The 13503-nt window shown below is 76.4% G+C and carries 13 protein-coding genes; 7 read left to right on the top strand and 6 right to left on the bottom strand.

Features of this window, described 5'->3' with window-relative positions; translation table 11 throughout:
• Positions 1–160 precede the first annotated feature (160 nt).
• Entirely contained in the window at positions 161–1219 is a 1059-nt protein-coding gene (locus AB0C69_RS24300) for a beta-ketoacyl-ACP synthase 3 (protein WP_345187206.1), read from the bottom strand.
• A 151-nt stretch (positions 1220–1370) separates the two neighbouring features.
• Between AB0C69_RS24300 and AB0C69_RS24295 the strand changes: the two genes are divergently transcribed.
• From AB0C69_RS24295 to AB0C69_RS24285, 3 genes are all read left to right on the top strand, one after another.
• On the top strand, positions 1371–2402 hold the full coding sequence (locus AB0C69_RS24295; RefSeq protein ID WP_360357221.1) for an acyltransferase domain-containing protein: 1032 nt from the start codon (positions 1371–1373) through the stop codon (positions 2400–2402).
• Positions 2399–4207, top strand: coding sequence for an acyl-CoA dehydrogenase (locus AB0C69_RS24290; protein WP_360357218.1), 1809 nt, complete (start codon positions 2399–2401; stop codon positions 4205–4207). Before AB0C69_RS24295 ends, AB0C69_RS24290 begins: the two co-directional genes overlap by 4 nt.
• Before the next feature lie 142 nt (positions 4208–4349).
• The gene (locus AB0C69_RS24285; protein WP_345187213.1) at positions 4350–4925 is read left to right on the top strand and encodes a TerD family protein; all 576 of its coding nucleotides are present in this window, start codon (positions 4350–4352) and stop codon (positions 4923–4925) included.
• An 82-nt stretch (positions 4926–5007) separates the two neighbouring features.
• Here AB0C69_RS24285 and AB0C69_RS24280 read toward each other — a convergent pair whose 3' ends face one another.
• Complete coding sequence (locus tag AB0C69_RS24280) at positions 5008–5427, bottom strand: RidA family protein (RefSeq protein WP_360357216.1); 420 nt, start codon at positions 5425–5427, stop codon at positions 5008–5010.
• 7 nt (positions 5428–5434) lie between these two features.
• The gene (locus AB0C69_RS24275) at positions 5435–7210 is read right to left on the bottom strand and encodes a class I adenylate-forming enzyme family protein (protein WP_360357213.1); all 1776 of its coding nucleotides are present in this window, start codon (positions 7208–7210) and stop codon (positions 5435–5437) included.
• 186 nt (positions 7211–7396) lie between these two features.
• Here AB0C69_RS24275 and AB0C69_RS24270 point away from each other — a divergent pair, with 186 nt between their 5' ends.
• Positions 7397–8176, top strand: a complete 780-nt coding sequence (locus AB0C69_RS24270) for an HAD-IIA family hydrolase (RefSeq protein ID WP_345187223.1) — start codon at positions 7397–7399, stop codon at positions 8174–8176.
• A gap of 57 nt (positions 8177–8233) precedes the next feature.
• A complete protein-coding gene (locus AB0C69_RS24265) occupies positions 8234–8857 on the top strand; it encodes a YigZ family protein (RefSeq protein WP_360357209.1) in 624 nt (207 codons plus the stop codon).
• Between the two features lie 15 nt (positions 8858–8872).
• On the opposite strand, the gene AB0C69_RS24260 is transcribed toward AB0C69_RS24265, so the two are convergent.
• On the bottom strand, positions 8873–9664 hold the full coding sequence (locus tag AB0C69_RS24260; RefSeq protein WP_360357206.1) for an alpha/beta hydrolase: 792 nt from the start codon (positions 9662–9664) through the stop codon (positions 8873–8875).
• A 170-nt stretch (positions 9665–9834) separates the two neighbouring features.
• On the opposite strand from AB0C69_RS24260, the gene AB0C69_RS24255 reads away from it, so the two are divergent.
• Positions 9835–10611, top strand: coding sequence for a sulfite exporter TauE/SafE family protein (locus AB0C69_RS24255; protein WP_360357204.1), 777 nt, complete (start codon positions 9835–9837; stop codon positions 10609–10611).
• 36 nt (positions 10612–10647) lie between these two features.
• On the opposite strand, the gene AB0C69_RS24250 is transcribed toward AB0C69_RS24255, so the two are convergent.
• A complete protein-coding gene (locus AB0C69_RS24250; protein ID WP_360357201.1) occupies positions 10648–11619 on the bottom strand; it encodes a DJ-1/PfpI family protein in 972 nt (323 codons plus the stop codon).
• A gap of 7 nt (positions 11620–11626) precedes the next feature.
• Positions 11627–12220 (bottom strand): isochorismatase family protein, encoded by a 594-nt coding sequence (locus AB0C69_RS24245; RefSeq protein WP_345187235.1) that lies wholly within the window; start codon positions 12218–12220, stop codon positions 11627–11629.
• A gap of 180 nt (positions 12221–12400) precedes the next feature.
• Here AB0C69_RS24245 and AB0C69_RS24240 point away from each other — a divergent pair.
• A partial coding sequence (locus AB0C69_RS24240) for a glutamate--cysteine ligase (RefSeq protein WP_360357196.1) occupies positions 12401–13503 on the top strand: 1103 nt, incomplete at its 3' end.

Below are 13503 nucleotides of genomic sequence, written 5' to 3'. Positions count from 1 at the left end.
GGGCGGGGCCCCCCGCGCGCCCCGCCCCCGCCGCGCCCCCCCCCGGGGGTGCGCGGCCGCCGGCGCGGGGGGGCGGGGCGCCCCGGCGGGGGGGGGCCCCCGCCCCCGGCCGGCCCGGGGGGCCCTCGGCCGTCACGCCTGCCCGCGGCCGGGGCGCGGATCAGGGCGGGGGCCAGGTGATGAGCGTGTGCCCCCAGGTCAGTCCCGCGCCGAACCCGGCGAGCAGCACCAGGTCGCCGGGGCCGATCCGGTGCGTCCGCACGGCGCGGTCGAGGGCGAAGGGGATGCTGGCGGCGCCGATGTTGCCGACCTCGTCCCCGACGATCGCCAGCTGCGCCGGGTCCAGCCCGGCGTCGGGGGCCAGCGCGGCGACCAGTCGCGGGTTGGGCTGGTGCGGGATGACCAGGGCCAGGTCGGCGGGCTTGACCCCGGCGGCCTCGGTCGCCTCGGCCACCAGCCGCGGGAAGATCGCGGTGATGAAGTCGCGGACGGCGCGGCCGTCCATGTGGATGGTGTGGCCGAGCGCGGCGAGGGTCTCGGCGGTGGCGGGCAGGCGGCTGCCGCCCGCGGGGATGAGCACGTCGTCCGCGCCCGAGCCGTCCGATCCGAGGGTGATGGGGCCGATGCCGTGCCCGGCCGGGGCGGGCCCGACGACCACGGCGGCGGCGCCGTCGCCGAACAGCGCGGCGGTGGCGCGGTCGCCGGGGTTGAGGAACCGCGAGTAGACCTCGACGCCGACGACCAGGGCGTAGGGGGGCGCGCCGCGCTGGGTGGCCAGCCAGCCGATCGCGGTCTGCAGCCCGAACACGAACCCGGTGCAGGCGGCGGAGATGTCGAACGCGGCGGCGCGGCGGGCGCCCAGCATCGTCTGCACGCGGCAGGCGGTGGACGGGGCGATCACGTCGGGCGTGGAGGTGCCGAGCACGATCAGGCCGAGGTCGGCGGCGTCCAGCCCGGCGGCCTCCAGCGCCCGGCGGGCGGCGGCCGCGGCCAGGTCGGAGGCGGCCTCGCCGGGGGCGACGACGTGCCGCCGCCTGATCCCGGTGCGGCGCTCGATCCAGTCCGGTTCCAGGCCGAGCGAGCGGGACAGGTCGGCGCTGTGAGCGACGTCGCGGGGCAGGTGGGCGCCGGTTCCGCGGATGGCCCACCCCCGCCCGCCGTCCCGCGCCGCTCCGCTGTGGTCCGCCCGGTCCGGCCGGTGCGCGTCGGGCACGGTCATGCGGGGCCTCTTCCCATCACCGGACTGGCGGTTGTCAGTCCCATCCCATAAGTGAATAATCCCATTTCAGGGTTTTGGTCCATAACTGAGAGCTAAGCGGCCGTTGGCTAAAAGGAAAAGGCAGCCTTCCTTCCAGGTAAGGAGACCCCGCGTGCCCGCACCCCGATTCCGCCCGGCCGAACAGCTCGAACCCGACGACGTCTGCGCCTTCCTGTTCCCCGGCACCGGCTCCGCCGGGGTCCCCGACCTGCCCGCCCTCGCCCGCACCGGCGCCGGCGCCGCCCGAGCCGTCGCCGACGTCCTGGACGCCGTCCAGGAGGGCCTTCCCCCCAAGGGCTGGCCGCGCCTGCGCACGATCCTCATGGACGATCCCGGCGGCTACCGGGAGGCCGCCCGCACCCCCGGCGTCGCCCAGCTCGCCGGGTACGCCGCGTCCGTGGCCGTCGACCGCGCCCTGCGCGCCCACGGCGTCCACCCCCGCTTCGCGGTCGGGCAGAGCTTCGGAGAGATCGCCGCGCTGGTGTGCGCGGGCGCGTTCTCCATCGCCGACGGCGCCCGCATGGGCGTGGCCGCCGTCGGCGTCCTGGCCCGGCACGGCGGGGGCGGCGGCATGGGGCTCCTGGAGGCCGGGGAGGACCGCACCCGCGCCTGCATCGACGCCGCCGGCGCGCCGGAGGTGGTCGTCGCGTGCCTGAACGCCCCGCAGGTCACGGTCGTGTCGGGACCCGACGGGCCCCTGGACGCCGTCCTGGACACCGCGCGCGGCCAGGGCGTGAACGCCGTGCGGCTCGCGGTGCCCTACCTGTCCCACCATCCCGCGATGGCCGGCGCCGACGAGGAGTGGTACGCGATGATCCGCGGCTTCCCACAGCGGCCCCTGGAGCTGACGGTCCACTCGCCGGTCCGCGGCCGCGCCTACCGCGACGACGACGACCTGCACCGCGCCATGGCCGACTGCATCGTCAAACCCGTCCGGCTGCCGGACTCCCTGCGCGCCGTCCACGCGGCGGGCGCGACGGTGTTCACCGAGGCCGGCGCGGGCAACGCGCTGTGCCAGTGCGCGCGGCTGACCCTGCCGGACGCGCGGACGATGGCGCCGCTGCGCGACCGCCCCCGCCACGGCCTGACCGGCAAGGCCGCCCCCGGCGTCACCCCCTCCGGCGAGCGAAAGGACCCCTCATGACCTCCGACGCCGACGCCCTGCGGCAGTTCGTGCACGGCTCCTCCCTCGACGCCAAGACGCGCGCGCGGCTGGAGGAGGCCGTCCCCGAGGAGTTCTTCACCGTCCCCGGCGGGCTCACCGCGCCCGACCGGCACGCGCTCACCTACGAGCGGCTGCGCCGCGCCGGGCTGGCCGCGCCGCCCGCCGGCGAGCTGCTGGCCGACCCGCCGGCCCTGTGCGCGCTGCTGGAGCGCGCCGCGATCGCCGACCCGCCGCTGTTCCACATGATGCTGCTGCACTACACGCTCGCGCTCGGCCCGGTCCTGCGGTTCGGCGCCGGGCAGGAGGAGACGCGGCCCCTGCGCGAGTCCCTGGAGTCGATGGACTCGTTCGGCACGCTGCTGATGACCGAGGTGGGACGCAGCAACAGCCATCTGTCGCCCCGCACCGTCGCCCGCCACGACCCCGCCACGGGCGGGTTCGTCCTCAGCACCCCCGACGCGCAGGCCGCCAAGTTCCCCACCAACACCGCCCATCCCGACCTGCCCAAGACCGCCGCCGTCTACGCCACCCTCGTCCACGGCGGCCAGGAGCGCGGCGTGTTCGTGTTCGCCGTGCCGCTGCGCGGACCCGGCGGCGCAGCCCCGCCCGGCGTGCGGATCATCCCGGCGCCCGAGACCACCGGGCTGCAGATCGACTACGCCGCCGTCCTGCTGGAGGACGTCCGCGTCCCCTACGGGGCGTGGCTGCGCGACGGCGCGGCCATCGGGCCCGACGGGGACTTCCACGACCCGCACGGTCCCGCGGCCGCCCGGCTCACCCGCTCGATGGGCATCGCCCCGCCGGTGTGGCGGGCGGTCGTGTCGGCCTCCGCCGCGATCACCCGGGCGGCCGCCGGGATGCTGCTGGCCCACTCGGCGGGCCGCTCCACCCTCGGCCGGCTGGCGCCGCGCCGCCCCCTGACCGACTACCGCAACCAGCAGGAGGCGGTGCTGGGGGCGCTGGCGTCCGCCTACGCCCTCACCGCCGTCGCCGCCCACGTCACCACCCCGCGGCCTCCGGACCACCCGGCGGTCGAGGCGGGGGACGCGGGCGAGGCCGGGGGGCCGGCGACCGCGTGGGCGCCGTGGTCGGCGGTCGACCGGGACCTGGCGCTTCTGAAGGCCGCCGCGACCGTCCAGGCGCAGGAGACGGTGTCGGCGTGCCGGGTGCACAGCGGCGCCCCCGGGTTCGCGGCCGTCGAGCGCCTCAACGCCTACCGGGGCCTGACGCACGCCTACCAGAACGCCGGCGGCGACAACCAGCTCATCCTCTACGACACCGCGCGCGCGATGGCCGACCGCGACCGCTACGTCCCGCCCGAACCCGAGCTCGGGCCGCCCGACGACGGCGACCTGGACTCTCCGCGCGTGTGGCTGTTCCTGGCGCGCGACGCCGAGCGCCGCCTGCGCGACCGGCTCGCCGGACGGGTCCAGGCCGCCCTGCGCGACGGGCAGGACGCCTTCACCGCCTGGAACGGCAACCTGGCGCTGGCGGAGCGGACCGCCACCGCCTGCGCCGACCGGATCATCCTGGAGATCCTCGCCTCGGCCGCCGGCGCCGGGCCGCGGGCGCTCGGGCCCGTCCTGCGCCTGCACGCGCTGGACCGGCTGGAACGCCGCGCCGCCGTCCTGCTCAACGAGGGGGTCGTCCCGCCGGGGATCCTGGACGAGCTGGGGGCCGCGCGGCGCCGCGCCTGCGACGAGCTGGCGGCCCGCGCGGCGGAGCTGGCCGCCGCGTTCGACCTGCCCGCCCCGGTCACCGCGCCCGCCGCGTTCCTGGCCTGAAGGGGCACATCCGGGAAGAAACGGCACGCCACGCCGCGAATTCGCCAAGGAGGCGGGGGAACCGGCGCAAGGTGGCTACCGTTCTCGTTAGACATACCGCACGCGGGTGGTGGCACCCGCAGCCGATACGGAGGTAGACACAGTGGGAGTCAGTCTGAGCAAGGGCGGCAACGTCTCGCTGACCAAGGAGGCCCCCGGACTGACCGCCGTCGTGGTTGGTCTGGGGTGGGACGTGCGGACCACGACCGGCACCGACTTCGACCTGGACGCCAGCGCCCTGCTGTGCTCGGCGGAGAACAAGGTCCTGTCGGACCAGCACTTCGTGTTCTTCAACAACCTCAAGAGCCCCGACGGTTCGGTCGAGCACACCGGCGACAACCTCACCGGTGAGGGCGAGGGCGACGACGAGGCGATCAAGGTGAACCTGAGCGCCGTCCCCGCCGAGATCGCCAAGATCGTGTTCCCGGTCTCGATCTACGACGCCGACAAGCGCCAGCAGAGCTTCGGGCAGGTCCGCAACGCCTTCATCCGCGTGGTGAACCAGGCCGACAACAGCGAGATCGCGCGCTACGACCTGTCGGAGGACGCCTCGACCGAGACCGCGATGGTGTTCGGCGAGCTGTACCGCAACGGCGCCGAGTGGAAGTTCCGCGCGGTGGGCCAGGGCTACGCCTCGGGCCTGTCGGGCATCGCGTCCGACTTCGGGGTGAACGTCTGACCTCAGCGCACGTGGACGGGGCGCCCCCATGGCCGGGGGCGCCCCGTCGCGCGTCCGGGGCCGGCGCCCGCGTGCGCGCCCGTCAGCCGGCGGGGACGACGGCGAGGGCCTCGATCTCCACCAGCAGGTCGTCGCGGACCAGGCGCGACACCTCGACCAGCGACGCGGCGGGCGCGACGCCCTCGGGGACGAACTCGGCGCGCACGGCGCGCACGACCGGGGCGCCGCCGGCGTCGCGCAGGAAGTAGCCGAGCCGCACGACGTGCTCCCAGCGGGCGCCGGCGGCGGTGAGCGCGGTCTCCAGGTTGGCGAACACCTGCCGGGTCTGGGCCTCCAGGTCGCCGGGGCCGACCAGGTTCCCCGCCGAGTCCAGCGCGATCTGGCCGCTGATCACCACGAGCCGGCCGGGCACGTCGACGGACACGGCGTGGCTGTATCCGGGCCCGGGCGCGAGGCCCGGGGCGTCGATCTGGCGGTGGGCTGGGCCGGGTTCGTCGCTCATCACAAGATCACGATACCGGGGGGCGGCCGAGCAGCTCCTCCCGCAGCCGCGTCTTGAGGATCTTGCCGCCGGGGTTGCGGGGCAGTCCCTGCTCGCGGAACCACACGTGCGCGGGCACCTTGAACGCGGCGATCCGCCCGCCCAGGAACTCCCGCAGGTCGCGCTCGGACACCGCCGCGCCGGGGCGCGGCACGACGACCGCGCCGACCTCCTCGCCGAGCACCTGGTGCGGGACGCCGATCACGGCGCAGTCGGCGACGGCGGGATGCTCGTAGAGGGCGGCCTCGACCTCGGCGCAGTAGATGTTCTCCCCGCCGCGGATCAGCATGTCCTTGGCGCGGTCGACGATGTAGACGAACCCGTCGTCGTCCAGGCGGGCCAGGTCGCCGCTGTGGAACCAGCCGTCCGTGAACGCGGCCGCGGTCGCCTCGGGCCTGTTCCAGTAGCCCTTGATGACGTTGGGCCCCTTGATGAGCAGCTCGCCGACCTCGCCGGCCGGCAGCTCCTCCCCGGCGGGCCCCACGACCTTGACGTCGCAGACCGCGACGGGCGGGCCGACGCTGTCGGGCCGCTCCAGGTAGTTCACGCCGCCGTTGTAGGTGGTGACCGAGGAGGTCTCGGTGAGGCCGTAGCCGTTGCCGGGCATCCGCTCGGGCAGCCGCTCCCTGATCTTGTCGACGAGGGCGGGCGCGGCCGGCGCGCCGCCGTAGCTGACGCCGGTGAGGCTGGAGGTGTCGAACTCGGCGAAGTCGGGGGAGGTCAGGACCTGCCAGGCCATCGTCGGCACGCCGCCGAACCCGGTGACCCGCTCCCGCTCGATCAGCTCCAGCGCCCTGCGGACGTCCCACTTGTACATCAGCACCACCGTGCCGCCCTGCAGGGCGCTGGACACCAGCACCGAGTGGCAGCCGGTGGCGTGGAAGAACGGGACGCTCAGCAGCGTCACGCGCGGCTGCGGCGCCGCGAGCTCCTCGACCGTGCGGCCGGCGCGCACGCCCGCCGACATGACCCCGTAGGCGAGGCTGACGGGGTTGCCGGCGATGTTGCGGTGCGTGCCGAGGGCGCCCTTGGGCCGGCCGGTGGTGCCGGAGGTGTAGAAGATCGTCGCCTCGTCCTCGGGGTCGAGAGGAACGTCGGGCAGGGGTGCCTCGGGCGGGGACGTTTCGGAGGACGCCGCGGTGCCCGGGACGCCGGCGGCGTCCTCGAACGCCTCCGCTCCCGGGGGCAGGGCGCCGTCCGCGCGCGCGACCAGGCACGCCACGCCCAGGTCCGGCAGCACGCCGGCGAGCCGCTCGGCGCGCTCGGCGTCGGCGACCAGGACCTTGGCGCCGCTGTCGGCCAGCCCGTACTCCAGCTCCGCGGCGCTCCACCAGGCGTTGAGCGGGACCACGACGGCCCCGGCGACGGCGGCGCCGAAGAACGCCACCGACCACTCGGGGTAGTTGCGCATGGCGATCGCGACCCGGTCGCCCTTGGCGATCCCGTACCGGTCGGCGAGCGTCCGCGCGAACGCGGCCGCCCGCGCGTGGTGCTCGGCGAAGGTGAGCCGGTCGTCCCCGTAGACCAGGAAGTCCTTGTCGCCGTGGAGGCGGGAGATCTCCAGGACGTCGCGCAGGGTGGGCGGGGCGTTCTTCCACACGCGGGTCCGCACGCCGCGGATCCGCGCCTCGGCCATCTCGAACGGCTGCCCCGGCGCCGTCATCGCCGCCCTGACCTCGGCGACGCCCGCCAGCGGCCGCCCGGTGTCCTGCACGTCCCGGTCCTGGACATCCCGGTTCTGCACGTCGCGCCTCCCGCGGGGTGGGCGCACCGCCGGGCGGCCCGTCCGCCGAACACGATTCGGTGCGCCGTGTCCGAAAATGTATGGTCCGTGTCACACACAGGTCAACGCCCCGGCGCCGCGGGGCCCGGAGGAGACCGGTCCGGGCCGAGGGTCCCGAGGAAGATCCCTGCCTGCGACAATGGGGGCATGACCGAGCGCAAGCCGATCGAGTACTGGTTGTCGGACATGGACGGCGTCCTGGTGCACGAGGGCCGTCCCGTCCCCGGCGCGGAGGAGTTCGTCCGCCGCCTGGCGGCGTCCGGAAAGCCGTTCCTCATCCTGACCAACAACTCGATCTACACCCGGCGGGACCTGTCGGCCCGCCTGGCGGCGGCCGGGCTGGTCGTCCCGCCCGAGGCGATCTGGACCTCGGCGCTGGCCACCGCCCGGTTCCTGGCCGACCAGCGGCCCGAGGGGTCGGCCTACGTGATCGGGGAGGCGGGCCTGACGACGGCGCTGCACGAGGCGGACTTCGTCCTCACCGACATCGACCCCGACTACGTGGTGCTCGGCGAGACCCGCACCTACAGCTTCTCCCAGATCACCCGCGCGATCCGGCTGATCGAGGGCGGCGCCCGGTTCGTGGCGACCAACCCCGACCCGATCGGCCCGTCCCCGGAGGGCTCGCTGCCGGCGTGCGGCGCCGTCGCCGCGATGATCACCCGGGCGACGGGCGTGGAGCCCTACTTCGTCGGCAAGCCGAACCCGCTGATGATGCGCACGGCGCTGAACGTGGTCGGCGGGCACAGCGAGAGCACCGCGATGATCGGCGACCGGATGGACACCGACATCGTCGCCGGGGTCGAGGCCGGGCTGGAGACGATCCTGGTGCTGACGGGCGTCACCCGCAAGGACGAGATCGCCCGGTTCCCGTTCCGCCCGCACCGCGTCGTGGCGTCCATCGCCGACCTCATCGAGCTGGTCTGACCCGCGTCCGCGCCCGGCCGCGGCGCGGCCGGGCGGGAACGTAGACTCGCAGGCGCCATGCGCACGATCAGACAGGGCGGCTCGGCGGAGCTGGAGGTTCGCAGGTCCCGGTTCGTCTGCACGCTCGCCCGCGTCGCCGACGAGGCGGAGGCGACGGCGTTCATCGCCGGGCACCGGCGCGCGCACCGCGACGCCACCCACAACTGCACCGCCTACGTCGTCGGCGAGCGCGGCGAGATCACCAAGAGCGGCGACGACGGCGAGCCGGCCGGGACGGCGGGGATCCCGATGCTGGAGGTGCTGGTGCGGCGCGGGCTGACCGGCACCGCCGCCGTCGTCACCCGCCACTTCGGCGGAGTGAAGCTCGGCGCGGGCGGTCTGGCGCGCGCCTACGGGCAGGCGGTCGCCGGCGCCCTGGACGCCGTCGGGGTCGTGGAGCTGCGCCCGGTGGTGACGGTCACCGTCGGCGTGGACCACGCGCTGGCGGGGCGGTTCCTGGGCGACCTGCACGCCCGCGGCCACCAGCCCGGCGACGTCCGCTACGGGGCGGACGTGCAGGCCGACGTGGCGGTGCCCGTCCCGGACCTGGAGGCGTTCGAGGCGTGGGCCGCCGAGGTCACCGCCGGGCGGGCCCGGACGAGGCGCGGCGCGCCCGGTCACGTCGAGGTGCCCGTCCCCTGACCGGGCCCGGGCGGCTCAGGCGGCGAGGAACTCCTCCAGGGCCGGGGCGAGCGCGGCGGGGTCGACGTCGTGGGTCTGGCCGTCCAGGGTGCGGTGCGTCCCGGCGGGCAGGAGCGCGGCGGTGCGGCGCGCGATGTCGCGCATCCAGGCGGGGCTGTCGCCGCCGTCCAGCACCAGGGCCGGGACGGAGACGCCCGCGAGCAGGTCGTGCGGCAGCTCGGCGCCCGTGGCGGCGTCGTCCATGACCGCCGAGTCGTAGGCGAGGGTGGGCGCGAGCTCCTCAAGCGCGGGCCACATCGGCGCGCCCCGCATCTGGCGGACCATGTCCTCCGGCATGCCGACGGCGGTCATGAACAGGGCGAGGGCGTCCCCGGGGCGCCCGTCGGCGAGCATGCCGGTCAGCTCGGTGTTGTAGGCGCGGGCGCGGGTGAGGCGGTCGTCGTGGGCGGGGTTGAAGGGCGGCTCGAACAGCGCGAGCCGGGTGATGGGCAGGCCGTGCGCGGCGGCGCGCAGCGCCAGGACGGCGCCGGACGACATCCCGTAAACCGCGGCGGACCCGCCGGCGGCCTCGATGACGGCGGCCAGGTCCTCGATCTCGCGTTCGACGGCGTAGGGCGGGGTGTCGCCGCTGTCGCCGCGCCCCCGGCGGTCGTAGGTGAGGACGGTGCGGTGCGGGGCCAGCAGCCCGGCGAGCGCCGCGCCGGAGCCGCGGTCGTTGAGGGCGCCGCCGACATGGATCAGGGCGGGTCCCTCGCCGGTCCGGTCGATGGCGATGCGGGTGCCGTCCTTGGAGTGCGTGATGTCCATGAAGGGTTCCTTCCCAGGTGGCCGCCTTTGCGCGGTCCGCTGCGCGTGGTCGTTGACCGGCGGGCAGGATCTCGCACAATGTCGAGAATGGGTATCTCACACCGGCTCAGCGCGTTGCGCGGAGCGCCGCCGCCGCGGGACGGGGGGCCGTGCGCCGGGCGGGAGGGCCGGTGACGGGGGCGGTCGCGGGGCTGGGGCCGGGCGTGGTGGCGGGGCTGGTGCTGCTGGCGGTCGCGGCGGGGATCGGGATCACGGCGGTCGGGCCGGGCGGGGTGCTGGTCACCGCGGGGCTGTTCGCGTTGACGCCGCTGTCGCCGGCGCAGGTGGCGGGCACGGCGCTGGTCACCAACGTCGCGACGGGCGTGCTGGGCACGGCGGTGTACACGCGGTCGGGGCAGCTGCGCGAGCCGGCGGCGCGGCGGGCGGCGGTGCTGCTGTGCGGGGGCGCGGTGGTCGGGGCGCCGGTGGGGGTGCTGCTGAACGGGCTGGTGACGGGCCGGGCGTTCGGCGTGCTGCTGGGGGCGCTGGTGGCGGTGACGGCGGTGCTGGTGCTGGTGCGGCGTCCCGGAGGCCGGGGGCCTGCGGCGGACGGTCCGGGGCAGGCGGTGACCGCGGCTGTGGGTGCGGGGGTGGCGGCGGCGGGCGCGATGTTCGGGGTCGGGGGGCCGATGCTGTGCGTGCCGCTGCTGGTGGCGCTGGGGGTGCCGGTGCTGTCGGCGCTGGCCGCGGCGCAGGCCCAGTCGGTGGTGATCGCCGGTGCCGGGACGGTCGGGTACCTCGCGGCGGGCGCGGTCGACTGGCCGCTGGCGGCGCTGGTGGGCGTCCCGGAGCTGGCGGGGGTCCTGGCGGGGTGGGTGATCGCCCGGGCGGTGCCGGCGGGGGCGCTGAAGGGGGCGCTGGTGGTGAGCCTGCTGGCGCTGGCCCCGTACGTGGCGCTGCGCGGCTGAGCCGCCTCGCGGGCGGCGCGGGCGGGCGGGTGCCGGTCAGGTGCGGGCGCGCAGGCGGCGGAGCATGCGGGCGTCGGTGAATCCGACGGCGCGGGCGGCGGCGTCGGTGGTGGCGCCCTGCCCGATGAGGTGCTCGGCGCGTTCGAGCCGCAGTTCCTGCTGGTAGCGCAGCGGGGTCAGGCCGGTGGCGGCGGTGAAGCGGCGGGTGAGGGTGCGTTCGCTGACGCCGGCCTCGGCGGCCAGGACGTGCAGGGGCAGGGGGCCGGCGTAGTGGGCGTCGATGTGGTCCTGGGCGCGGTGGACGGCGTCGCTGACGTGGGCGCGGTGCCGCAGCAGGGCGCTGGCCTGGGGTTCGTCGCCGTTGCGGCGCGCGTACACGACCATGGCGCGGGCGGTGCGGGCGGCGGCGCCGGGGCCGTGCCGGGAGGCGACCAGGTGCAGGGCGAGGTCGATGCCGGAGGCGATGCCGGCGGAGGTGACGACGCGGCCGTCGGTGACGTACAGCACGTCGCGCACGACGGTGGCGCGCGGGTGGCGGCGGGCCAGGGCGTCCTGGAGCTCGTGGTGGGTGGTGCAGCGGCGCCCGTCCAGCAGTCCGGCGTGGGCGAGGGCGAAGGCTCCGGCGCAGACGCTGGCGACGGTGCCGCCCGCGGCGTGGTGGGCGGCCAGGCGGCGGGCGGCGCGGGCGGAGACGGGCGGGGCGTGGGGTTCGCCGTCGCCCCAGCGCCATCCGGGGACCAGGACGATGTCGGCCGCGGTGAGGTCGGGCCATGCGGTGGGGGCCTGGAGGGCGACGCCCTGCGCGGTGGGCACGGTCGCGGGCACGGTCGCGGGCGCGGCGGCGGAGGGGGGCGCGGTCTCCGGCTCGTCCCCGGGGGCGGTGCGGTCGGCGACGTAGGCGAGCCGGTAGGGCAGGCCGGCGTCGGCGGCGGTGCCGAACACCTGGGCGGGCCCGGCCAGGTCGAGCAGGTGCAGGCCGGGGACGAGCAGGAAGACGACGCGGGTCACGATCCGGTCAGCCTACCGGGGCGGGTGCGAGGTCGTCGAGCGAGGCGATCGCGGCGAACCGTCCGGCCAGGGCGTACTCGGTGCGGGCGATGATCTGGTCGGTGGGCAGGGTGGCGGGATCGGCGAGGATCTCGGCCAGGGGGCGGCCGGGCGGGGCGTCGCGGTGCTCGATGGGGAAGGTGGCGGTGGCGTCGGTGACGAAGGCGACGCGGTAGCCGAGGTCGGCGGCCAGGCGTGCGGTGGTCTCGCAGCACTGCTCGGTCTGGATGCCGCAGACGGTGACCTCGCCGACGCCGCGTTCGGTGAGCAGCTGCTGCAGGCCGGTGGTGGTGAAGGCGTTGCGGGAGGTCTTGGTCATGACGGGCTCGCCGGGCTCGGGCGCCAGGCCGTCCATGAGGCGCACGTGGCCGAGCGCGGGGTCGAAGGGGTTCCCGGTGCCGGGTTCGGCGTGCAGGATCCACACGACCAGGTCGCCCGCGGCGCGGGCGGCGGCGGCCAGGCGCGCGGCGCGGGCGGCGATGTCGGGCGCCGAGACCGCCGCCCAGTTGGGGCGGCGGCGGAAGGACTCTTGGACGTCGATGACGAGGAGCGCTCGGTTCATGGGTCGATCCTGGCCGGGCGCGGCGGCGCCCGACAGGCGTCATCGCGACGGGAAGCGGAACGATCCGGTCAGCACGACGGACGGCGGCGGCGTAAAGGATCTCGGGCGGGGGAGGGAGGGGACGTTCTGGGCGGGAATCCCCCGAGGTGAGGGGGTCTGTACGAGTGAGGGGGACTCGGCATGGGCGGAGGCGTCGGGGGGCACGCGCCGGGGGTCAGTCTCGGGGTGGAGGAGGAGTTCCTGCTGGTGGACCCGGGGTCGGGGGAGTGCGTCGGCCACGCCGAGGACGTCCTGGAATGGGCCGGGCCGCACCGGTGGCGGGCCTCGGGTGGGTCGTTCCACACCGAGTTGCTGGGGTCGCAGGTGGAGGCGGTCACGGGGGTGTGCCACGACCTGGCGGGCCTGCGCGCGCAGCTGCGGTACGGGCGGGCGCGGCTGGCGGAGGCGGCGCGGGAGCGCGGCGCGCTGCTGGTGGCGGCGGGGACGCCGGTGCTGGGCGGCCGCCCGCCGCCGGCGGCGTGGGGCGAGCGGTTCGCCGCGATCGTGTCCGCCTACGGCGACGTGGTCGAGGACTACCAGGCGTGCGGCTGCCATGTGCACGTCGGCGTCCCGGACCGGGAGGCGGCGGTGGCGGTGGTGAACCATCTGCGGCCGTGGCTGCCGGTGCTGGTCGCGCTGGCGGCCAACTCCCCGTTCGACCGCGGGCGCCCCACCCGCTACGCGGCGCGCCGGATGATGGAGATGGCGCGGTTCCCCGGGGCGGGCGTGCCGCCGTGGTCGGCGTCGGCGGCCGACTACGACGCGCGGGTCGCGGCGCTGGTGGAGTCGGGCGCGCTGGTGGACGGGGCGATGACGTTCTGGCTGGCGCGGCCGTCGCCGCGGTGGCCGACGGTGGAGGTGCGGGCGGGGGACGCGGCGGCGACCGCGGACGAGGCGGTGCTGCAGGCCGCGCTGGTGCGGGGCCTGGTGGCCGCCGCGCTGGCGGATCTGGCGGCGGGCCGCGAGGCGCCGCGGGTGGACGGGCAGGTGTGCGCGGCGGCGCTGTGGAACGCGGCCCGGCACGGTCTGGACGGGGCGATGGTGGACCCGGTGTCGCACCGTGCCGTCCCGGTGCGGCGGCTGCTGGACGGACTCGTCGCCCGCGCGGCCCCGGCGCTGGAGGAGGCCGGCGACCTGGACGCGGTGTCCAGACTGGTGGAGGGCGTGCGCCGCGCGGGGACGGGAGCGGAGCGGCAGCGCCGCGCGGCCCGGCGGGGCGGGCCGCGCGCGGTGGTGGACATGCT

It is taken from the genome of Actinomadura sp. NPDC048032 (assembly GCF_040653175.1).
Taxonomy (GTDB): domain Bacteria; phylum Actinomycetota; class Actinomycetes; order Streptosporangiales; family Streptosporangiaceae; genus Spirillospora; species Spirillospora verrucosospora.
The sequence above is the reverse complement of the archived record's forward strand: the minus strand, read 5'-3'. Positions and strand labels throughout refer to the sequence as shown.